Source organism: Ruegeria sp. YTSA072 (genome assembly GCF_059610285.1).
The window spans coordinates 1-20,400 of sequence record NZ_JBXWNI010000021.1 but is presented as its reverse complement, the minus strand read 5'-3'; the positions used below and the strand labels follow the sequence as shown (position 1 = coordinate 20,400).

General features: G+C 56.3%; 20 protein-coding genes and 1 tRNA gene. 10 read left to right on the top strand and 11 right to left on the bottom strand.

The window, feature by feature from the left end:
* Window positions 1–139 precede the first annotated feature (139 nt).
* From AC2FIB_RS21255 to AC2FIB_RS21240, 4 genes are all read left to right on the top strand, one after another.
* Window positions 140–1,537, top strand: a complete 1,398-nt coding sequence (locus AC2FIB_RS21255) for an amidohydrolase family protein (RefSeq protein ID WP_496737599.1) — start codon at window positions 140–142, stop codon at window positions 1,535–1,537.
* 26 nt (window positions 1,538–1,563) lie between these two features.
* Window positions 1,564–2,328, top strand: a complete 765-nt coding sequence (locus AC2FIB_RS21250; RefSeq protein WP_496705957.1) for a DUF3299 domain-containing protein — start codon at window positions 1,564–1,566, stop codon at window positions 2,326–2,328.
* On the top strand, window positions 2,325–3,503 hold the full coding sequence (locus tag AC2FIB_RS21245; RefSeq protein WP_496737601.1) for a carbohydrate porin: 1,179 nt from the start codon (window positions 2,325–2,327) through the stop codon (window positions 3,501–3,503). The genes AC2FIB_RS21250 and AC2FIB_RS21245 overlap by 4 nt, the downstream gene beginning before the upstream one ends.
* 69 nt (window positions 3,504–3,572) lie before the next feature.
* Entirely contained in the window at window positions 3,573–5,423 is a 1,851-nt protein-coding gene (locus AC2FIB_RS21240; RefSeq protein ID WP_496737603.1) for an amidohydrolase family protein, read from the top strand.
* Between the two features lie 134 nt (window positions 5,424–5,557).
* Here the strand turns inward: AC2FIB_RS21240 and AC2FIB_RS21235 are convergent.
* A tRNA-Val gene (locus AC2FIB_RS21235) sits at window positions 5,558–5,633 on the bottom strand.
* Window positions 5,634–5,895: 262 nt separating this feature from the next.
* Between AC2FIB_RS21235 and modA the strand changes: the two genes are divergently transcribed.
* From modA to modC, 3 genes are read left to right on the top strand one after another with little or no spacing between them, the layout of a single operon-like run.
* Window positions 5,896–6,669, top strand: coding sequence for a molybdate ABC transporter substrate-binding protein (gene modA / locus AC2FIB_RS21230; protein ID WP_496737631.1), 774 nt, complete (start codon window positions 5,896–5,898; stop codon window positions 6,667–6,669).
* Between the two features lie 4 nt (window positions 6,670–6,673).
* Window positions 6,674–7,366 carry a molybdate ABC transporter permease subunit gene (gene modB / locus AC2FIB_RS21225; protein ID WP_058278495.1) on the top strand — a complete coding sequence of 231 codons (693 nt, stop codon included), beginning with the start codon at window positions 6,674–6,676 and terminating at the stop codon, window positions 7,364–7,366.
* Window positions 7,363–8,460: a molybdenum ABC transporter ATP-binding protein gene (gene modC / locus AC2FIB_RS21220; protein WP_496737604.1), complete on the top strand. Its 1,098-nt coding sequence runs from the start codon at window positions 7,363–7,365 to the stop codon at window positions 8,458–8,460. The genes modB and modC overlap by 4 nt, the downstream gene beginning before the upstream one ends.
* A 20-nt stretch (window positions 8,461–8,480) precedes the next feature.
* Here the strand turns inward: modC and AC2FIB_RS21215 are convergent, their stop codons facing one another.
* The gene (locus AC2FIB_RS21215; protein WP_496842688.1) at window positions 8,481–9,362 is read right to left on the bottom strand and encodes a Hint domain-containing protein; all 882 of its coding nucleotides are present in this window, start codon (window positions 9,360–9,362) and stop codon (window positions 8,481–8,483) included.
* Between the two features lies 1 nt (window position 9,363).
* Window positions 9,364–9,756, bottom strand: coding sequence for a toxin-activating lysine-acyltransferase (locus AC2FIB_RS21210; RefSeq protein WP_496737608.1), 393 nt, complete (start codon window positions 9,754–9,756; stop codon window positions 9,364–9,366).
* A 299-nt stretch (window positions 9,757–10,055) separates the two neighbouring features.
* Between AC2FIB_RS21210 and AC2FIB_RS21205 the strand changes: the two genes are divergently transcribed.
* On the top strand, window positions 10,056–10,466 hold the full coding sequence (locus AC2FIB_RS21205; protein ID WP_058272063.1) for a hypothetical protein: 411 nt from the start codon (window positions 10,056–10,058) through the stop codon (window positions 10,464–10,466).
* Window positions 10,467–10,470: 4 nt separating this feature from the next.
* On the opposite strand, the gene hemF is transcribed toward AC2FIB_RS21205, so the two are convergent.
* Genes hemF through clpS form a run of 4 tightly spaced genes read right to left on the bottom strand, consistent with a single transcriptional unit; the run spans window position 10,471 to window position 13,538 of the window.
* Window positions 10,471–11,355, bottom strand: a complete 885-nt coding sequence (gene hemF, locus AC2FIB_RS21200; protein WP_496737609.1) for an oxygen-dependent coproporphyrinogen oxidase — start codon at window positions 11,353–11,355, stop codon at window positions 10,471–10,473.
* Between the two features lie 5 nt (window positions 11,356–11,360).
* The gene (locus AC2FIB_RS21195) at window positions 11,361–12,161 is read right to left on the bottom strand and encodes an SDR family NAD(P)-dependent oxidoreductase (RefSeq protein WP_496725961.1); all 801 of its coding nucleotides are present in this window, start codon (window positions 12,159–12,161) and stop codon (window positions 11,361–11,363) included.
* Window positions 12,162–12,198: 37 nt separating this feature from the next.
* The gene (locus AC2FIB_RS21190; RefSeq protein ID WP_496737610.1) at window positions 12,199–13,164 is read right to left on the bottom strand and encodes a class I SAM-dependent methyltransferase; all 966 of its coding nucleotides are present in this window, start codon (window positions 13,162–13,164) and stop codon (window positions 12,199–12,201) included.
* A gap of 32 nt (window positions 13,165–13,196) precedes the next feature.
* Window positions 13,197–13,538, bottom strand: a complete 342-nt coding sequence (clpS, locus tag AC2FIB_RS21185) for an ATP-dependent Clp protease adapter ClpS (protein ID WP_058271961.1) — start codon at window positions 13,536–13,538, stop codon at window positions 13,197–13,199.
* A 91-nt stretch (window positions 13,539–13,629) separates the two neighbouring features.
* Here clpS and AC2FIB_RS21180 point away from each other — a divergent pair, with 91 nt between their 5' ends.
* On the top strand, window positions 13,630–14,331 hold the full coding sequence (locus AC2FIB_RS21180) for an HAD family hydrolase (protein WP_496737633.1): 702 nt from the start codon (window positions 13,630–13,632) through the stop codon (window positions 14,329–14,331).
* 281 nt (window positions 14,332–14,612) lie between these two features.
* On the top strand, window positions 14,613–15,998 hold the full coding sequence (locus AC2FIB_RS21175) for a D-alanyl-D-alanine carboxypeptidase family protein (RefSeq protein ID WP_496737611.1): 1,386 nt from the start codon (window positions 14,613–14,615) through the stop codon (window positions 15,996–15,998).
* A 59-nt stretch (window positions 15,999–16,057) separates the two neighbouring features.
* Here AC2FIB_RS21175 and AC2FIB_RS21170 read toward each other — a convergent pair whose 3' ends face one another.
* From AC2FIB_RS21170 to AC2FIB_RS21155, 4 genes are all read right to left on the bottom strand, one after another.
* A complete protein-coding gene (locus AC2FIB_RS21170; protein WP_496737613.1) occupies window positions 16,058–17,305 on the bottom strand; it encodes a hypothetical protein in 1,248 nt (415 codons plus the stop codon).
* A gap of 145 nt (window positions 17,306–17,450) precedes the next feature.
* Entirely contained in the window at window positions 17,451–18,212 is a 762-nt protein-coding gene (locus AC2FIB_RS21165) for a LamB/YcsF family protein (protein WP_496842687.1), read from the bottom strand.
* Between the two features lie 12 nt (window positions 18,213–18,224).
* Window positions 18,225–19,223, bottom strand: a complete 999-nt coding sequence (locus tag AC2FIB_RS21160; RefSeq protein ID WP_496737616.1) for a 5-oxoprolinase subunit C family protein — start codon at window positions 19,221–19,223, stop codon at window positions 18,225–18,227.
* Window positions 19,220–19,975: a 5-oxoprolinase subunit B family protein gene (locus tag AC2FIB_RS21155; protein WP_496737621.1), complete on the bottom strand. Its 756-nt coding sequence runs from the start codon at window positions 19,973–19,975 to the stop codon at window positions 19,220–19,222. Before AC2FIB_RS21155 ends, AC2FIB_RS21160 begins: the two co-directional genes overlap by 4 nt.
* Between the last annotated feature and the right edge of the window lie 425 nt (window positions 19,976–20,400).

The following is a 20,400-nucleotide window of genomic DNA, read 5'->3' as shown; positions in this document are numbered from 1 at the left end:
TCGTCACCCATTTTATGATTAATTTTTTTCTCAGTGGCCATTTTTACGGTCACATTCAAACATATTATTGCAAAAGTGGCAACTGAACTAAGATTTTCCGGGTTACTGTTTGTAAAACGTGAATATGAAGGGAGTACTTATGTCCGGTCTACGAATGTCGCTTTGCTCGACGGTAATTGTCGCTGCAGGTCTTTCTTTTTCAGCGTCCGCGCAGGCTCAGGATCAAGAAGAACCCCAAACGTTGTTTACCAACGTGCACATCTTCGATGGCGTGAATGAACAGCGTATCGAGAATGCCAGCGTATTGGTCGAGGGCAATCTGATTAAGGCCGTATCAACCGACGCAATCGTTGCCCCCGACGCTACGGTCATTGACGGAGAAGGGAGGACACTGACCCCCGGCTTCATCGAAAATCACGCACACCTGATGCTGCCAGGACCCACGTTGCCCGCAATGGAAGCCAACAGCACTTGGGAAGACCTCGCGATTCACGGCACTCAAATGGCTGAGATGTACTTAATGCAAGGCTTTACCACCGTAAGAGATGCAGGTGGTGCTAATGGAGGTCTTCGCCGCGCAATCGACACCGGGACCATTGCCGGGCCGCGTTTCTACCCTGCGGCTGCTTTTCTAAGTACGCGTGGTGGCCATGCTGATTTCGCCAACTTTACGGCGCCTGTTGGCCAGTCTTCGAACTTCAGCCGTCTGAATATGGCCCAAGAAGTCGACAGCGTCTCTGACATGTACAAGTTTGCTCGTAACAACTTCCGGATGGGAGCAACACAACTGAAGTACATGCAATCAGGCGGTGTAGTTTCAGTGTTTGACCCGTGGCAGTTATTGGCAGGATCGACGGCAGAGTTAGAAGCGGCCGTGCAGGTTGCCAACGAATACGAAAGCTACGTCATGGCCCATTCCTACCGCAAGGAAACGATCATGGCGGCACTGAATGCTGGTGTGCGATCAATTGAACACGGGTTCATGTTTGATTGTGAAATATCAGCGCTGATGGAAGAGAAAGGAGCCTACATCACGACCAATCTCACCGCATTTGATCCAAATCTCTTCGATATTCCTGCCATTCGAGATGTCCCAGCCAGCTTACGAAAGGCACAGTCAGCTACGCAGGCTTTTGGCGACTACATAAAAAACATGAATGAGTGCCCAGCTAAAAGAGGGTTTCACACGGATTGCGTAGGTTCTGTAGCCGCCTGCAATATTCAAATTGCCTATGAAAAACATCTCAATAATGAGTTCTTTGGCTCTCACGCCTCGTTGGTCGCAATGACATCTACTGGCGGTGAAATCGCCGCTTTGTCCGGACCATTCATGAACCCCTATCCCGAGGGCAATCTGGGTGTGATTGAGGAAGGAGCCTATGCGGACATCCTGCTGATCGACGGTAACCCACTAGAAGACTTCTCAGTTGTGGGAACTGGTGATCAGTGGTTTGGTGCCGATCCGAGACCGGAAAGCCCTGAAACGATCCGGCTGATAATGAAGGACGGTGTGATATACAAAAATACACTGAATTGACTCCAAAACTCGACCGGAGAGTATTCATGTTCTTTTGGTTTCGCTCCATCTTGCTCGCGGGTTTGGTCTGTTACGGTCATTCCGCCATGGCAACGCCAGGAACAGCGCTGGACTGGGTCGATCTTCCAGACCCATCTGTGCAGGTATATGAAGATCCCTATCGGGACCTAAGCCCCGAACAGTTCGACGACGTCCTTTTCGTTGTGCGGATGCGTGGCAGACTGCAGCAAGACGCTGGCAGCGCGGAAGAAAGACTGAAATGGCAGGAGCTTCTGACCGAAACCGAGGATGCCTTGGCGGGAGTTGACGTTGATGTCGATTGGTTGCTCGATCAAAGAGAGATTGTGAAAGAACGGCGAAGAAAGGCAGGAACAAACGGAAATCCAAAATTCGACGGTCAAACAATCACACTCGCGGGCTTTGCCATTCCTGCTCCGGGTGATCCGGACGGTCAGTCTGTGGCATATTTGGTGCCAGAACGAGGGATGTGCAGTCACATGCCGCCACCTCCGCCCAACCAGATGATACGTGTGCGGCTGAATGGCGACTGGGCGCCCAGCTATTACCACGAACCCGTTCGGCTGACGGGCACGCTGACTATCGATCCTTCTGTTCAGAATATGATGGTTGTGGACGGCCTCGTGCCTATGAAAGCGACTTTCCAGTTAGAGACGGAACGTGTCGAAACTCTGGAAACTGAAGCACACGGGCTGGAATGGAAGCAACGTGCTGCTGATCGCATCCGAGCGGCGGGCCATCGCAAGACCGGCGGGGCAAAGGCGTCTGAATGATAAGATTTCTCGTTGTCGCACTGAGTATTGTCTTTGCTGGCGCAGCGTCGGCTCAGGGACTATCCGGGCCATCTTCGGTTGAAGCTGATCTAAAGCCCGGAGATGGGCTAACCGATCCGCAATACCGTTCCGATTTTCCACGCAATATCGCTCCGGGTTGGTTTCAGTGGAAAGATCGACTGGCTGAGGGAGGGTTTCGGTTCAACGTGGACTATTTGGCGTTGGGCCAAACCACGAACGCGAATCTGGGGGAGGGCGAAGCTTCCAGTGGAATTGCGCGGTTCTATGGCAGTTGGCAGGCGACTGAACGGGGGTCTCTGACATTCAAGATCGAAGACCGGCACAGTTATACCAATGTTGCCCCGCAATTCCTTGGGCTAGATGGTGGAGCCCTTTCGATCACAGGGACGGCCTTCAACGATAATGGTTTACTGCTGACCAACCTGTTCTGGACCCAAAGGGCCGAGAACGGCGCGTGGACGCTGCAAGTCGGGCAGATTGATGTAACAGACTTTGTGGATATCTATGGGTTGGTCAGCCCTTACAGTGGTTTCCAAAACCTGTCTTTTAATACCAATCCGACAATTAACACGCCCAACCAAGGTCTTGGCATTGCCGGTGGGGTAAAGCTGAGCGAAAACTTCTACGCTGTTGCGAGCGTCTCAGACGCAAACGCCGACCCGTCTGATCCAAACTTTGATGTGTTTAGCGATGGCAATCTCTTCAAGTCACTCGAGCTTGGTTACACCTCCGGCTTTGATCGCATTTACTTCGACAATATCCACCTGACCCTTTGGCATGCGGATGCAGCCGACGATGGCAGCCGCCCTGAAGATTATGGGGCTGCGTTTTCAGCGGCTTGGTTTGTTGGCAATAAATGGATGCCATTCTTCAGGGCAGGGGCCTCAAAAGGGACAGCGGCGCTTTATGATCGGTCCGTTTCTGCAGGTCTTGGCTACTACGGTCGCAACACCGATTTGGCCGGGCTGGGCCTGAACTGGGCCGAGGCAAGGGGCATAGACGGTGACCAGTTCACGCTCGAAGCATTCTACCGTTTTTCAATCTCACCCGGACTGCAGATCACGCCGTCACTGCAGTTCATTTCTGACCCGCTGCAGGACCCCACTCAGGACAGCATTACGCTGTTCGGCCTAAGAACGCGGATCGTTTTCTAATGTGAGTCGAAAGCAGACGCCAAAAACAACAAAACATTTAGTTTTGTCGACAAAAGAGAGGGTCTATCCATGCGTATCTTGTTTCTGGCATGCACGTTGTCTGTGTGTTCGACTTTGTGTTTCGCGCAGACTTACGACGTTGTCATTCTCAACGGTCGGGTAATGGACCCGGAAACCGGGTTCGATCAGATCGCTAACGTGGGAATAAGCAACGGCTGGATCACTGCAATTACTGACCAAGAAATTAATGGTAGCGAGTCCATCGACGCAACAGGGCACGTTGTTGCCCCCGGGTTTATCGATCTCGAGCAGCACGGGCTGGACCCTTGGGGTATCAAGGTAAACCTTCGTGATGGCGTTACGACTCAAATGGATTTTGAGGTTGGGGCAGCGAACATCGACGAATGGTATAGTGCGCGCGAAGGCGCAACACAGGCAAACTATGGCACGGTCGTTGGGCAAGAATTCGCACGGATGCGGGTTCATGACGGCCTCGTGCTTGAAGGTGGGGATATAGACTTCCGGAACTTCTTCGCACTGCGGGCACAATCCGTGGAAGATGGCGTCGAGGGGTGGTCTTCTGTTCCAAGCAACCGCGAGCAGACGAACGAAATCACTGCCCAGTTGGATGAGGGACTACGTCTTGGAGCACTCGGTGTGGGATCGACCATCGGCTACGCCCGCGAAGGTATTACCACCTATGAGATGTTCGAAGCGCAGCGGGCTGCGGCACGTTACGGTAGACTGACTTCCGTCCATCACCGATTTCATCCCAGTGCTTCTACACCGACAGAAACACAGACGGGTGTAAATGAAATCTTAGTAAATGCGATGGTGCTTAGCGCTCCGCTCCACATACACCATGACAATGACTATGGCTGGTGGGAAAATCAGGAAAAGCTCCAGATGGCCCGCGACCAAGGCTACAACGTCTGGTCCAGCTATTATCCTTGGACTGCCGGATCGGGAAACTACGGAGCCTCGATCATCGCCCCTGAAAACTGGGAAGGTTCGATGGGGTACAAATACGAAGACACCATCTTTGACCCCCAGCTCGATCGCTTCGTGACAAAAGACGAGTTTTTGAGCTTCGCTGAGAATGAACCGGGACGGACGGCAATTGTTTTTAGCCCGCCAAGGGAGCAATGGCTGAATGATTGGATCACCATCGCAGGCTATGGCATCTCGGGCGACGGTATGGCCGGGCTAGACATCGAGGGCAATTTGATGAGTTGGGATGCCCCCTACGAAGACTATGCTGGGCATCCTCGGTCAGCAGGCAGCCACGCGCTTGTCTTGAGACTGGCGCGCGAAGCGAATGTGCCGCTTATGCTCACACTCACTCAGCTAAGTTACATCCATGCGAAGCGATTGGGTGACACAGGTTTGCGAGCGATGCAGGTGCGTGGGCGAATGCAAGAAGGCATGGTCGCGGACATCACGATTTTTGATCCGGAGACTGTGACCGAAAAGGCGAACTATACTCTCGGTCAGCAAGGTCTTCCCTCAGATGGCATTCCGTATGTGCTCGTTAACGGATCCCTTGTTGTTAAGAACAGTGAAGTGCAGCGAGATGTTTATGCCGGACAGCCGGTCCGGTTTCCAGTCGAGGAGAGCGGGCGTTTCGTTCCGGCTGGTCGCGAGCAGATCATGGGTATTCTCACACCGGATACCGGCACGGCCCGTCCAACGCTGCTCGATGATATCACAAATAGTGAAGCCAATGTCGCACCTGTTGCTACACCAACCAATCAGATTGCATCGATAGAGCCCACCGACCCCTTTGATTGGTTTACACCTCGCAACGGTCTAGATGACAGTACTCTATTCTATTGCGTCGTGCATGCTCGCTTCGAGGACAGCGCAACAGCAAAACGTGATTATGCGAAGGCTATGTTGTCTAAAGCTGGGGGGCAATAAACTCGAGCTAATAGAGAAACACAGAGCAAACTACCTACCAGAATGCAGAGATGATGCGCAGCGGACACAGTTCCACGGGCGGCACAACAATAGGCTATAGTTGCATAAGCCCTTGATACATTGCGGAGATGAATTGGTGGGTGATGAGAGACTCGAACTCCCGACATCTTCGGTGTAAACGAAGCGCTCTACCAACTGAGCTAATCACCCGTGACGGTGCATTTAGCTAAGCCTGCGCCCGGGTGCAAGAGGGTCTGGTAGAATTTCTTTCCCAGAATCCGATTTGTTGACCACTGACAATTCAATCGGGCGGGAAATTCGCCGTGCCTTGTGTTGCGGGGTCGTTTCGATTGTGAGGGGCCTGTCGTTTTGCGTTCTACGTCGTGGGTGATTGCAAAGGCGCTTGCGTGTCACCTGCCGCCTCAGATATCCCCAAAGGAACTGCAACTTTCCAGGCGGGAGAAAACCGATCCTGTCCCACGCGCGCCGAGTTCTGATAGCGGCCCTGGTTCTGGGCGCTTTGACGCTGGCCCCGCTTCGCGCGGGGGCCGAGGGGACTTTGGTGTTTGCTGCGGCCAGCCTCAAGACTGCGCTTGATGAGGTGGCATCTGAATTTGAGCAGGAAACTGGGCAGGGCATAACTGTATCTTACGCGGCCTCGTCCGTTCTGGCGCGCCAGATTCAGTTGGGTGCCCCGGCAGACCTGTTCATTTCCGCCAACGTGGATTGGATGAATGTGCTGCAAGATCAGGGCCTGATTGACCCCACAACTCGTATAGATTTGCTGAGCAATGGCCTGGTTCTGGTCGCTGGGGGCGAAGGGGTTGACATTGGCGAAATGCGGTCCGGGGTCGATCTGACCTCGGCGCTGGACGGTGGATATCTGGCCATGGCGCTGGTTGATGCCGTGCCGGCAGGGATCTACGGAAAGGCGGCGTTGGAAAGCCTGGGGCTGTGGCAGGGCATTCAGGGTCAGATCGCTCAGACGGATAACGTGCGCGCAGCCCTTGCACTGGTTGCCACGGGTGCGGCCCCAATGGGGATCGTCTACCGATCCGATGCGCAGGTCGAGGGGCGGGTTCGTGTCATCGCAGAGTTTTCGCCCGTCCTGCATCCGCCCATCATATACCCGGCGGCTCTGACGGCTGCCGGTGCTGAATCCGCGCGGGAGTTTCTGAACCACCTGCAATCTCAGGCGGCGCGGGCTGTGTTTGAAAAGCAGGGTTTCACCCTGCCGAACGGATAGCGGCATGGGGTGGTTGGGACCTGCAGAGCTTGAGGCGCTGAAGTTGTCGCTACGTGTGTCGTTTTGGGCAACACTGGTGACATTGCCGTTGGGCATATTCGTTGCCTACGCGCTGGCACGTTGGCGGTTTCCGGGTCGGCAGGTCTTGAATGGTCTGGTGCATCTGCCGTTGATCCTGCCGCCGGTGGTGACCGGCTATCTGCTTCTTTTGACTTTTGGAATTCAGGGGCCGCTGGGCAAGTTACTGGCAGAGATTGGAATTGTCGTGGCGTTTCGTTGGACTGGCGCCGCCCTTGCCGCGGGTATAATGGCATTTCCGCTGATGGTGCGGGCCATACGCCTGTCGATCGAAGCTGTGGACCCCAAACTGGAACAGGCCGGAGCCACACTGGGTGCATCACGCCTGTTTGTGTTTGCCACGGTGACCCTTCCGATGATCCTTCCCGGCGTTATAGCCGGGGCAATACTGGCTTTTGCCAAAGCGATGGGAGAGTTCGGGGCAACGATTACCTTTGTGTCGAACATCCCCGGTCAGACGCAAACCCTGCCGTCAGCAGTCTATGCCTTCCTGCAAGTTCCGGGCGGCGAAGCCGCGGCCACCCGTTTAGTGGTCATCTCGATCGTGGTTGCTATGAGCGCGCTGCTGTTGTCCGAGTTCATTGGGCGACGCGTTGCAGCGCGGGTGGCCGGATCATGAGCCTGTCCGTTCGTTTGCAGCACGATTTGCCCGACCTCAAGCTGGATCTGAGTTTTGATGCGCCACCCGGCGTGACGGTTCTGTTTGGGCGGTCCGGGTCTGGAAAGACAACCATCGTAAATGCCGTCGCCGGTTTGGTGAAACCCATGGCCGGTCGGGTTGCTGTAGACGAGTGGGAGCTTTTTGACACCGCGCAAGGCCTCTGGTTGCCGCCGCACAAAAGGCGGCTGGGCTATATTTTTCAGGAAGGTCGTCTTTTCCCACATCTCACTGTGCGCCAGAACCTGTTCTACGGAAAATGGTTCGCGCCCAAGGGTGCGCGTCGCGAAAACCCAGACAAAGTGATCGAAATGCTGGGGATTGGGCACCTATTGAACAGGCGCCCCTCGGGGTTGTCCGGTGGGGAAAAGCAGCGCGTTGCCATTGGCCGCGCTCTTCTGGCCAGTCCACGGTTGATCCTTGCGGATGAGCCTCTGGCCGCATTGGACGACGCGCGAAAGGCTGAGATATTGCCTTATTTTGAACGGCTGCGGGACGAGGTTTCGGTGCCGATTTTGTATGTCACACACTCGGCCGCGGAAGTTGCGCGTTTGGCGACATCGGTTGTCGCGTTGCAAGAGGGCAAGGTCGTGCGGCATGGCCCGGCCTCCGATGTACTGGCCGATCCGTCGGTCGCACCGGCTGGTGTGCGGGCTGTCGGTGCAGTGTTGCAGGTTCGGGTCGTCAAACATCATTCGGACGGGCTGACCGAGTTGGACGCAGGCGGGTCGTCTTTGTTTCTGCCCCGGATACCCCTGCAAATTGCGGAAGAACTGCGAATCCGCATTCCCGCGCAAGAGGTTATTCTGTCCAGCAAACGCCCCGAGGGTCTTTCGGCCTTAAATGTTCTGGAAGGTACGGTCGACACGATCCGGGCGGGCGAGGGGCCGGGTGCAATTGTGTCCGTAAGAACACCCGCGGGTTCTGTTTTGGCCCGGGTTACTCGCCGTTCCGTCGAAGCGTTGGGATTGGAACCGGGCAAACCCTGTTTTGCAGTTATCAAAACGGTCGCGCTGGCACCGCAGGACGTGGGCGGGCACCTGCGCGGGGTCTAAGCAAGCGCGCGGGCTTCGAATTATCGCAGGATCAGGCGGGCTGCCTGGCCGAATCCTAGCCCATTCGGCATAGCTGTGTCCGGGAAAATGGCGGCGAGCTCCTGCAATGCGTCCGAGGACAGAGTGTACAGGGATTCTTCCCCGAGATAGAGGCTTTCAGCCAGTGCGCCCTCGGCTGTCAGTATTTCGTGGTTATCCAGCAGGATGTGAAAATATTCGACCGGGTCATCCGAGGTGTCAATCGCGATACCTGGCCAGGAACAAAGGTGCTTGGCCGCAACCAGCGCTTCGGGCGCGCCGAACAAAAGCTCGACCTTTGATCCGCTGACCAGAATGCGGTGTTGCTGTGATACCAGCAGATCGCGTTCGGGCCGTCCTGCGCCAAGGCTGCCAGCTTTGATCCGAACCGGGCGCATGGCCGGATTGTCACGTAATCGGTCCGGCGATAAGGCGCTGCTTTCCACCCACCGGATCGGTTGCAGCCCGCGATCTACGGTCATCACCTTGTCGCCAACGTTCAGGGTTTCTATCACTCGACTGCCACTTTCGGCCTGGATCAAGGTGCCTGCTGTAAAGCACACGCCTTCAAGAGTGATGGTGATAACCTGGGTCAGGTTGTAGGGAGCGATATTGAGGGAACAGTCAATTTCAAGCCCGGTGACTTGCACGGTGAAGGTATCGGTGACGATATCTCCAAACGGGATATCGTCAAAATCGCTTTGGTTGACCGTATAGGTCCACTCGCCGGTATTGGGATCAATGGATGCGACACCCAGCACCGGTTGTTGAGATATGGTCCAGTTTTGCGACAGCGGAAAGCCGTCCAGACCCAAATCTCCGGTTGCCACATTTGGAGGGTCTCCGGTTACAAAGCCAGTTGTTGTCCCTACGATCGATACCATTTCAAGACCCCTCCATTTTCAGGACCTCGCGAAATTCTTTCTTCCGGTGAAGCTTCATGTGTACGTCCCCCGCGTCGTCGCGGGTCCACTCTACGATGCGATTTCGGGTCAGGTCGCTGTCCATCCGATTGGTTCGGACCCGAGGGTGGGGGATTTCTTTTTTCAGTATTTCGACGATCTGGTTGGTCTGTCCAAACGGGGCCACAAGGTCGACGATCCAGAAGGACGTGCCGCTGGCAAAGTCCGTATCTTTCAGCGGTTTTTCCTGAATGGCGTACCGACGCTCGGCTTCGGGGCTGAGGCCGGCGAAGGTCACAAACCCGCGTGGGAAGCCGTTCTGCCGGAAAATGTGGTACTGGTTCAGCCGAAAAGGCGTTTCGAAAGCATAGAGCACCTGCCCGAGGGTGCGCGGCCTGTGTGTATTGGTCAGCGATGCAACTTAGAACATGGCGCCGAAATCCGCGTATTTTTCGGACGGGATATCAAACCAGTCATTTGGAAACGCTTTGCTCAAAACAAACCCCAGCCAATATAAGCCTTGATGCTAATTGCTTATGACCCGAAATGATACTGTTTTGCCTGTATTCTTGTGTCGGGGTCCGGTCGGCCAAATTCCCGAAAATGGTGCCGCTTTACTCGGACCACGTGTCCGGTATGATCTTGAATAAGTGTTTCGAAACAGGAATTGCCATTATGCGAGTTTTGAAAATAGCGGCGCTGGCAACATTTGCGGTGTCGCCTTTATTTGCACAGGGAATTGGGATCGGAATCGGCGCTTACCCAGGTTTCAAAACCACAGTCACGCCTATGAACAACGGTGTATATGAGGTCGCCGTCAGCGGGTCTTCCGCCCCGGTCGCGTATTGGTGCGGGATAGGCGACTTTGCTATTCGCAGCCTGAGAACCAAAGCAACTCAGCGTATCTACATTGTCCGCGCCTACGAAAAGGGCGTGCGCACGGTGCAGTTTTCACTTACCCCACCCGATGGGGTCGATACCACGCCGGGATATTCGATTACCGTAAAACGTGTGGGTGAGAACATGTCGGCGGGGTCCGCGCAGGGCTATTGCTTTGACAACTTCCTGGATTTTGGGTTCCGCTAATCTATCAGGTCCATTTTGCCATTGGCGGAAGGCTCATCAGCACCGCATCCGGGTCATGGCCGGTTTCCAGCCCGAATTTTGTGCCCCGGTCGTAGACGAGGTTGTATTCGGCATAAAGGCCCCGATGCACCAGTTGCGTGTCTTTGGCTGTCTCATCAAACCCCTGGACTCGGCGCTTTTCCACCAACGGCAGGAAAGCTGGCAGGAACGCGCGACCGATATCCTGGGTCAACGCGAAATCGGCGGCCCAGTCTCCGGTGCAATAGTCATCCATGAATATCCCACCCACGCCGCGGGCGCGCTTGCGGTGAGGGATATAGAAATACTCATCCGCCCAGTCTTTCAGGCGGGGGTAATGGCTGGGGCTATGCGGATCCAGATGCGCTTTTTGGGTGGCGTGAAAATGCGCTGTGTCCTCATCGTATTCGATGCAGGGATTCAAGTCTGAACCGCCGCCGAACCACCATGCGTGTGGGGTCCAGAACATGCGGGTGTTCATATGTACGGCCGGTACATGCGGGTTTTGCATATGCGCGACCAGAGAGATGCCCGACGCCCAGAAACGCGGATCTTCGGTCATGCCCGGAATTCCCTTGCGCGCTGCCATGGCCTGTTGCGCCCGCGCACCCAAAGTGCCGTATACGGTCGAGACATTGACACCGACCTTTTCAAAGACCCGCCCGCCACGCATCACGGACATCAACCCGCCGCCCGCATCGCTGCCGTCCTCGGATTGGCGTTTGGTTTCCTTGACCTCGAACCGGCCTGGTGCTTCGTCTGCAAAAGGGCCAGAGCTGTGGGTGTCTTCAAGTGCCTCAAACGCGGCGACGATGTCATCGCGCAATTGACGAAACCACGCAGCGGCGGTTGATTTTTCTATATCTAACATAAGGATTAATGGGCCGGGGCTGCGACGGGGTCCAGCAAGGTGCGACCGCCATCAATTGTCAGAATTTGTCCGGTGATGAAACCGGCCGCGTCCGAGGCCAGGAACTGTGCCGTCTCGGTCAGTTCATTCGGGGCCGCGATCCGGGCCAGGGGCGTATGTTTCTCGATATCGTTGCGAAAATCCCGGTTTTCCTTGAGCGTGGACTGGAGCGAGGCGCTCATGACCGACCCCAGGGCGATGGAATTAACGCGGATCCGTTTCGGGGCCAGGGCAACGGCCAGCGAACGTGTCATCTGATCCAGCGCGGCGGTGGATACAGAATAGGCCATCAGATCGGGGTGGGTGCGCCGAGCGGCGATTGACGACAGGTTGATGATCGACCCGGCGGGGCCTTCGTCAGTGTCGCCTGCCTGTTTTATCATGCGTTTGGCGACCGACTGGCTTAGGCGCAGCGCAGGCATCAGGTTCTGATTGAGCAGCATGCGCACGGAATCGTCGTCCGCATCCAGCGGATCAGACGGGATTACCTGCCGCGCGCCATTAATCAGAATGTCCACCTGATCAAACGCATCAAGCGTGGCAGACAGCAGGTTCGCGATGGTCAGCTTTTCCCGCAGGTCGCCGGCGAAAAAACGGATGTTGCTGTCATCGGCCTGTTCGCCAAGTTCGTCGGACAGCCGTTTTTCGTCCATGTCGGCAAACATGACATTGGCCCCGGCATCCGCAAAGTGGCGGCCGATGGCCAGCCCGACGCCATTGGCGCTGCCTGTGACAATGGCGGTCTTGCCGGCTATGGAAAAGGACATGCGTTGACTCCTGATTTGCGGCAGAGGTTAACCGGGATCACCGTCGAGGGCGAGAGGCGTGAAACACCTTGAACCGATTGTCGCCGGACACCTGTTGAACCTGTACGAAATTCTCGGCCAGCGTGACCTCGTAGGGCAGGTGGCGATTTGCGACCATCCACAGATTGCCGCTCCGGGTCAGGTTTCGAGCTGCGGATTTGATAAAGCCCTGACCCAGCTCAGGGTCGGCGGCGCGCGATGTGTGGAACGGAGGGTTCATGATCACCGTGTCCAACGGTTCCGGCGCGTTCCACGTGACGGCGTCGGCCCAGTGGAACTGCGCGCAGGTCTTGGCCAAATTGACGCGTGCGCAGGTAAGGGCGATCTGGTCTGCCTCGACAAGATGTAACGCGCGCGGATTGGCGGCCTTTAGCACACCGGCCGACAGATACCCCCAGCCAGCGCCCAAATCAGCGATCCTTGCGCCTAGCTTTTCGGGCAATGCATTCAGCAGCAGGGCCGAGGCAGGATCTATCCCATCAGCAGAGAACACGCCGGGCGCGGTCTGAAAGCCATCGACTGTCTGGTTGTCCGGGGCGGCCCAGTCGGCAAAAGCCTCGGGCGCGGATTGGAACCAGAATATCTTGCCATGTGCCTTGGCGATGGGCCCCTCGACGTCGACGCGTTTGCGGATGTCTTTCAGCAGGCTGTCGACACCGCCGGTTTTGGCACCGTCTATGACAATCAGTCCGCTAGCACGCTGACAGGCCTGATGCACCATGCTGCGCGCCAGCGCCTTGGCGCGGGGCAGGATCACGATGGCATCCTGACAAGGGTCGTGGGTTTCCGGCACGGCGGCAAAGCCTTGGCCGGCAAAGTGGTCGTGAAACGGTTTGAATGGCTGCACCACCTGCGTTTCACGCGGCAAGGCCGACAGATCGCTGTCGGATGTCGGTCCAAGCACACTGAGTGGTTGCGACAGCTCAAGGCCGCTTTGCAGGGCAAGATCAAGACGAGGGGACATCGGCAAATATGAGAGAGAAGGCTAAGGCGGCCTTACTCTTCCCGTTCCATTGTGCATTGCAGGGGGTGCTGGTGCCTGCGGGCAAAGTCCATGACCTGGCCCACTTTGGTTTCGGCGATCTCATGGCTGAACACGCCAACCACGGCGACGCCTTTCTTGTGGACGATCAACATGATTTCGAACGCCTCGGCATGGGTCATGCCAAAGAAACGCTCCAGCACATGCACCACGAATTCCATCGGGGTGTAGTCGTCGTTCAGCAGCAGTACCTTGTACAACGGCGGGCGCTTGGTCTTTGGGCGCGTCTGCACCAACAGCGACGGATCATCGTCGTTGTCCGGTTGGTCAGACATCATCCATTTGTGTTCAGTCATTGCGCCTTTGTCCAATTCAGGCTTCGGTTTGTCTGATCGGTTATATAACGTGCATGGGGCCAGAGAAAAGAGCCAGCAGGACGTAATCGAAATGGAAAAAGCGCTGACCACAATTGGGTTCGACGCCGACGACACGCTTTGGCACAACGAGCGGTTTTTTAAACTGACGCAGACCCATTTCACGGAATTGCTGGCCGATCACGCTGATCGCGATCACCTGTTGGATCGGCTGCTTGCTGCGGAAAAACGCAATGTCCGGCACTACGGCTACGGAATCAAAGGCTTCACCCTGTCGATGATCGAAACCGCAATCGAAGTGACCGACGACCGTGTTCCAGCCTCGGTTATCCGCCAGTTGGTCGAAGCGGGGCAGGACATGCTGGCCCACCCGATCGAGCTTTTGCCCCACGCGCGCGAGGCCATCGAAGCGGTGACTGATACGCATAAGGTGATTCTGATCACCAAGGGCGACCTGATCGATCAAGAGAGAAAGCTGGCGCAGTCCGGTCTGGGAGAGTTGTTCGACGAGGTCGAAATCGTGTCCGAAAAGTCAGCACAAACCTACCGCGATATCTTTGCGCGGCATGGTGACGGGCCCGAATCTGCAATGATGGTAGGCAATTCGATGCGGTCCGATGTCGTTGCCCCAATTCAGGCCGGGTGTTGGGGCGTCTACGTGCCCCATGGGTTGGTCTGGGAGATTGAAAAGGCAGAAACCCCTGCGGACAATCCGCGCTATCGCGAGATGCCGGATTTGGGCGAACTTGCTGATCTGGTTCAGCGCCTAAGTTGATGTTGCCAATTGGTCTCAGTTTTCAAAAAACGAGGTGGGAATTACGTTAAGGGGTTCAATTTGCGTGGATGTGGTAGGTTGCGGGCTGCGCGCGTCTACATGTAGTGCCGGTTTGGACGCTTAACAAAACAGCGAATTTGCACGCTTTCGGTTTATTTCATTGGGTCTCTGTGTTAGCCTTGTAGGCAATAAAAAATAATTAACGCTGACCGGGAAAACCCGGCGGCCTGAGGTAGACAGAGGCAAAGATCGTGCAGGTTCGGCGGACAGTTCCGGCCCGGATGGGCTTATTTCTTATAGCATTCTTGTGGCTGCTCTCCTTCGCGCCGTTGCAGGGATTTGCGGCACCATATGCGGCGATGGTCATCGACGCCCGGACAGGGGAGGTTCTGCATTCGCGCAATGCTGACACCCGACTGCATCCGGCCTCTCTGACCAAGATGATGACACTCTATATTGCATTCGAAGCGGTGCGGAATGGTGAGATCACCTTGGACACGCCCGTTCGGATTACAAAAAAGGCCTCTTCTGAACCCCCCTCGAAACTAGGCCTTCGCACCGGGCAAACCATTGCGTTCCGATATCTGATCAGGGCAGCTGCCGTGAAGTCCGCCAATGATGCGGCCACGGCGATTGGCATCGCGATCAGTGGATCCGAAGCAGCATTCGCCCGTCGCATGACGCGCACGGCCAAGGCCATGGGTATGAGCCGCACAACGTTCAAGAACGCACATGGCCTGACGGAATCAGGTCACTTGTCGACCGCGCGGGATATGACCACGTTGGGTCGCCACCTGCTTTATGACTATCCGCAGTATTACAACCTGTTCTCGCGCCAATCCACGCATGCCGGGATCAAGACGGTTCCAAACACGAACCGTCGCCTATTGGCGGCCTATAAAGGTGCGGACGGTATCAAGACCGGATACACGCGGGCCGCTGGCTTTAACCTGGTTGCATCGGCCAAACGCAAGGACGAACGCATTATCGCGACTGTCTTTGGCGGCAAATCCGGCGCATCGCGGAATGCAAAAGTCGCTGAGTTGTTGGATATGGGCTTCCGCCGTGCCCCTTCGCGTGCCCCGATCCGCAAGCCGGCCCGCCCCACCTATGCCGGGAACGCGGGATTGGGCGCAACCGTCGCGGCCCTGACTATCGCGCCAAAATCCAGTCTGCGCCCCGTTCTGCGCCCCGGACCGGGTGCTGCAGTTCAGGTTGCTGGCGCCGTGGCTGAGACGGCTGCCAAAAATGGCACGCGCATAAAAGACGGGATCGCTGCGGCGATTGCAGCTGCCGACATTCAGCCCTCTGGTGACGGTGATGCACCCCGTCCCGCTGCGCGCCCGGCTGACCTGGTTCTGGCCTCGACCGATCCAGCAGCGCAGCCCGAACCCGAGCAAGAGATCGTTACCCGACTGTCAACATCGGGCGGACGGCTATGGGGCGTGAACGTTGGCCGCTATACCACCCGATATGAGGCGGAAAAGATTTTGCTGAAAACGGCCCTGTCGGAAATGACCACTCTGGAAGGCACGCTGCGCAAGATAAACCAAAGCTCGCGCGGCTTCGACGCGACATTCCAGGGCATGACCCGCGAACAGGCCGATCTGGCCTGCCGCCGGTTGCAGGCCCGGAATGTGACTTGTTTCATGATCGGGCCGTCATAAGGCCCGACATACTCTCCTGAATGGATCTGGGCTGCGATGAAACTCGCAGCCTTTTTTTGTCAGTCGAAGACGTGGCCGTGTTCGTATTGTTCATCCTGACCCGCCGCAGCGGTCAGTGCGGCAACGTTATCCTTGGTAAAGAACCCGTCATAGTGGTGGCAGCGTTCGATATATTCAGTGATCAACAGCGTATACTTCGAGTGCTTTGAGAAGATCTGTTTGAGGTTCGGATCATCCTTACACTCGCCCACCACATGGGCCAGGAACGGCACCCCCTCATCCTTGAGTGTGTTGACCACAAAATCGACGTTCTTTTCACCCGCGCCGTGGTCGCCGTCCTGGATCTCGATTGCCATGTGGTGCAGGCGACGGCCAAAGTTCCGAACGAAATCCTCGGTTGGCATCGGCAGCTGTTCAAAGGAATTGACGAAGGAGGGCGTGTTGTTCGCGGTGAAGACCTTGGCGGGGGATTTCTTGTCATCGTCCACATTCGCGTTTCGGTTCACATTGGTAGACGAGTTCATCTCAAAGATGTTGTACGCGCCCCAAAAGTAATAGGGCACCATGGTCAGAAACTCGAGGATCGCGTCCTCACGCTCGCCGGCCAGAATGCGTGTTGCAAGGTGGTCGACCCCCAGCATCAAAGGCGCGATTTTGCTGTCTGCCCCGAACGCCACTGCCTGATCCAGTCGCGCCTGTTCGTCATTGCTCAGCAATATCCGGTCACCCAAACCGAGGCTGTCGGTGTCGTTGAAATCCAGGGATGAGTAGCCAACCCTGTTACAGGTGAAATCAGACGGCGACGTAAATCTGAACCCGTCCGAAGTGTAGAACGGGTTTTCGGTGTCTCCCATGTACTCAAACCTGATGTTCTGATCTTCAAGTGTTTTGGTCAGGTTCTTGAGGTTCGTGGCGCCATAAATCTCTCCGACATAGCGGGTCTGGGGGGTGTTGCGGGCCAGCGGGTACATACGGTTGATGCGCGGGATAAAGTCTTCGAATGTCGGGCTTAGTGGCGCCATGACGATAATCGCAGGATAATCGGTGTGTGAGTGCATGACCGCAAATTTGTGCGTCTGACCCAGATAGCTGGCCGTATGTCGGTAGGGTGTCATGACATAAAGCTCGATCAGCGTGTCGAACATCGCGTCCGGTTCGACCTGAATGACGATCGCCTGCATCGCCCCGACCTGATCCGCCACGCCCGAGCTTTGGCGGCGTTCGTAGATCATCGGCAGATATTGGTGGAAGAACTCAGAGTTCTTTTTGTCGCCGCGTGGTTCGTAATTCATCAGATCAAAAGACATTGGCCAACCTCCTTGCCTATACCGGTTTGGCATGGCGTTGCTTGGAATTGTGGTATTCAGAACATGCACTTGTCGGGCATGCTAGGGTCTGTATTCCATACAGGCAACAGTCAGAGGATAGATCGTCAGGATTGCGCCCTTCTTTCTACCGTATGAATTTTGTCACATCGACCCCGCCGTCGATCAGGGATGTGCGAACCGAACGGGCGATTTGTACCGCGGTTGGGCCGTCGCCATGCAGGCAGATCGTGTCGATGGATGTCTCAAGCCGTTGGCCGCTTTCGGTGATGATGGCACCTTCGCGCACCATGCTCAGGATGCGCGGCCCGGCAATTTCGGGGTCATGAATAACCGCGCCGGGCAGGCCGCGGTCGACAAGAGTTCCGTCGTCGTTATAGGCCCGGTCCGCAAAGATCTCGCCGACCCATTTGCACCCCAGTTCGCGCACGGCTTCTTCTTGTTTGGTAACGGCCAAAACCATGATGATGATGTCCGGATCGACATCCAGCGCGCCCTGATAACAGGCTCGGGCCATGTCGATATCGACCGAGCACATGTTGGCCAGCGCCCCGTGCAGTTTCAGGTGCCGCACTTCGGTGCCAACGGCCTTGGCCATTCCAATTGCCGCCCCCAGTTGATACCGAACCAGATTGCGCAGGCTGGCATGGGGCACTTTCATGTTGCGGCGGCCAAATCCTTGGAGATCGGGGAAGCCGGGATGCGCGCCGATCCCAACGCCGTTTTCGGCGGACAAGGTCATCGTCTTGGCCATCACATCCGGGTCACCGGCGTGAAAACCGCAGGCGATATTGGCGGATGTGATGATTTTCAGAAGACTTTCATCATCGCCCATATTCCATGGGCCATAGCTTTCGCCCATATCGGCATTCAGATCGACGCTTGGCATAGGTGGTACTCCCTAGTCGGTGGCAGAGATCATTCCGCCGATCAATTGGTAGGACAAGAGGTCCGGGATGTCATGCGGATCGCGAACCAGCGGTTCGACTTGCGCAGGTAGGCGGGCAAGTTCGGCTTTGTGGGCGGTTTGCAGGGCTGTGGCCTCGTCCAGTGACAAGAATTCGAACTTGATCTGCCCGTCCGCCGAGGTTTGTGACGCGCGCGGTAGGTCACAGGGTAGAACCGTCGCGATACGGGGATAACCTCCGGTGGTCTGACATTCAGGCAACAGGATAAATGGGCTGCCTGTTCCGGTCATCTGTATGTCCCCGGGGGTAATGACCTCGGACAGAATGTTCAGCTGACCCTGAGCCGCGAAACCTTCGCCATCGCTATCCAACTGCATCCCCATTCGGTTGGCCCGACTGCCACGCCGAAACTCGGTTTGCACAAAGCGGTCCAACGTTTCCTGATCAAACAGGGGGGTCTGAAAGCTGGCGATCACGCGTAGAACGCCACCCGAGAAGCGATCATCCGGGTTGAGTTTCATGCCCGTCACGCCTGATCCGTCGGCGACTGGCAATGTATCTCCGGTCTGAATGGTGCTTCCGATCTTGGCGGTCAAATGCGCCGAGCGTGATCCCAGAAAGGCTTCGGACGCGATCCCACCGCTGACATGCAGGTAGCCATAGGTCCCGCGCGTCGCAGCACCAATCTCCAGCCGCTGCCCGGCGTCCATCTGGTGCGACGCATTCCAGACCACAGGTGCGCCATCAATGCTGGCTTGCATCGGAGCACCTGTCAGAGCGATGCCGAGAGATTGCGTTGCCTCGAACTCGCCACCCATTCCAGCCATTTCCAAGGCCGCAAGCTCCGGGCTTTGACTCAGCAACGCTGCGCCCTCGTGCAGGGCCAGTTGGTCGGCGGCGCCGGATCGTGACAGCCCTTGATCCAGATACCCGATACGGCCCTGGTCTTGTATGGTGCAGGCAGGGCCAATGCGATGAACAATCAGACTCATCCCGCGATCTCCTCGCAGGTGGCCCCGCCTGAGCCGTCCGAGTTGTTGGCACGGATGCTTTCCAGTTCGTCGCGCGAAACGGACAGGAACTGCATTTCATCCCCTGGCTTTAACGCAAAGCACTGCGGTGCGTCAGGGCGAAAGCAATGAAATGCCGTTTGACCTACGTGTCGCCAACCGGTCGGAGTGGGGCCCGAGAACAGTACGAATTGGGAAATTGCCAATACCAAGGCCCCCTCTGGGACCATAGGCGTCAGTTCCTTCAAGCGTGGAATATTGAACTCAGGACCAAGCGGACCAAGGTACGGCTGCCCCGGTGCAAAGCCAATGGTTAATACACGTACCTTTGTGTCGCTCAGCCGCCGAACGGCTTCCATGGAATCCAATCCCGCCGCCGCCGCTGCCTCGTCCAGTTGCGGAGCAAGCTCGCCCCCATAAACTGTTGGGACCCGCCACAACCTGCGACCGGCAGGCAGTGGTGCCTCAAACCAATTTTGCTGGGCAAGAAGGTGTCGCACTTTATTCTGAATTTCGGCTCGGGGCAGTTGGTCGGGATCGAACCTAAGATAGGCCGATGCAAGGGATGCAGAGGTTTCGACAACACCGTCCCAGGATGCCGCGTCGATTGCGCCCCTAAAGGCCAGCGCCGCCCGGTTCGAGGGTTCGGCCATGGCATCGGCAAAGGAAACAAGAAGGCCGTCGTAGCCTACGGTACTTATGCGTGGAAACATGTCGGCTGTATTGGTGGTCATTTCACGGCTAACCCAGGCATCTTACAGAGGCGACCACACAGCATCCGGGGCCAATGCGCAAGCCCGGCGTGGGTAGACACGCGCGGATTCCATACCTGAATTGAGTACGAGCACCGTTTTTTAGGCCGGTTCCGACTCATTGAATCGCTTCCGACTCGATTGAGTCTTGTGGTGTGATGGGGCGCCCTGTCTATATATAGGGGTACGATTACTGGAGGCGCAGGCAGGTGTAGGTCCGACTTGTATTTCAACTGATGAGACCGCCGTTCGAAGGGGTGTATGATACAGCTTAAGTTATTGATAAAAAACAAATAAGTAGAAAAATGGAAAAAATTCGCCCAGGAGGTCATTTTCTGCTTGCGGACTTATGCGGTTATACTTAGAACCCCCTTCACCGGCGCTGCTGAGGCGGCGCTGACGGGTCG

What these genes read in the sequence shown, in the direction of transcription:
- clpS (WP_058271961.1), bottom strand. Translation starts at nt 13,538, where the DNA reads ATGACTGAACACAAATGGATGATGTCTGACCAACCGGACAACGACGAT.
- AC2FIB_RS21190 (WP_496737610.1), bottom strand. Translation starts at nt 13,164, where the DNA reads ATGTCCCCTCGTCTTGATCTTGCCCTGCAAAGCGGCCTTGAGCTGTCG.
- modB (WP_058278495.1), top strand. Translation starts at nt 6,674, where the DNA reads ATGGGGTGGTTGGGACCTGCAGAGCTTGAGGCGCTGAAGTTGTCGCTA.
- AC2FIB_RS21155 (WP_496737621.1), bottom strand. Translation starts at nt 19,975, where the DNA reads ATGACCACCAATACAGCCGACATGTTTCCACGCATAAGTACCGTAGGC.
- AC2FIB_RS21215 (WP_496842688.1), bottom strand. Translation starts at nt 9,362, where the DNA reads ATGGTATCGATCGTAGGGACAACAACTGGCTTTGTAACCGGAGACCCT.
- AC2FIB_RS21160 (WP_496737616.1), bottom strand. Translation starts at nt 19,223, where the DNA reads ATGAGTCTGATTGTTCATCGCATTGGCCCTGCCTGCACCATACAAGAC.
- AC2FIB_RS21255 (WP_496737599.1), top strand. Translation starts at nt 140, where the DNA reads ATGTCCGGTCTACGAATGTCGCTTTGCTCGACGGTAATTGTCGCTGCA.
- AC2FIB_RS21205 (WP_058272063.1), top strand. Translation starts at nt 10,056, where the DNA reads ATGCGAGTTTTGAAAATAGCGGCGCTGGCAACATTTGCGGTGTCGCCT.
- AC2FIB_RS21170 (WP_496737613.1), bottom strand. Translation starts at nt 17,305, where the DNA reads ATGTCTTTTGATCTGATGAATTACGAACCACGCGGCGACAAAAAGAAC.
- AC2FIB_RS21165 (WP_496842687.1), bottom strand. Translation starts at nt 18,212, where the DNA reads ATGCCAAGCGTCGATCTGAATGCCGATATGGGCGAAAGCTATGGCCCA.
- AC2FIB_RS21240 (WP_496737603.1), top strand. Translation starts at nt 3,573, where the DNA reads ATGCGTATCTTGTTTCTGGCATGCACGTTGTCTGTGTGTTCGACTTTG.
- modC (WP_496737604.1), top strand. Translation starts at nt 7,363, where the DNA reads ATGAGCCTGTCCGTTCGTTTGCAGCACGATTTGCCCGACCTCAAGCTG.
- AC2FIB_RS21175 (WP_496737611.1), top strand. Translation starts at nt 14,613, where the DNA reads ATGGGCTTATTTCTTATAGCATTCTTGTGGCTGCTCTCCTTCGCGCCG.
- hemF (WP_496737609.1), bottom strand. Translation starts at nt 11,355, where the DNA reads ATGTTAGATATAGAAAAATCAACCGCCGCTGCGTGGTTTCGTCAATTG.
- AC2FIB_RS21245 (WP_496737601.1), top strand. Translation starts at nt 2,325, where the DNA reads ATGATAAGATTTCTCGTTGTCGCACTGAGTATTGTCTTTGCTGGCGCA.
- AC2FIB_RS21180 (WP_496737633.1), top strand. Translation starts at nt 13,630, where the DNA reads ATGGAAAAAGCGCTGACCACAATTGGGTTCGACGCCGACGACACGCTT.
- AC2FIB_RS21250 (WP_496705957.1), top strand. Translation starts at nt 1,564, where the DNA reads ATGTTCTTTTGGTTTCGCTCCATCTTGCTCGCGGGTTTGGTCTGTTAC.
- AC2FIB_RS21195 (WP_496725961.1), bottom strand. Translation starts at nt 12,161, where the DNA reads ATGTCCTTTTCCATAGCCGGCAAGACCGCCATTGTCACAGGCAGCGCC.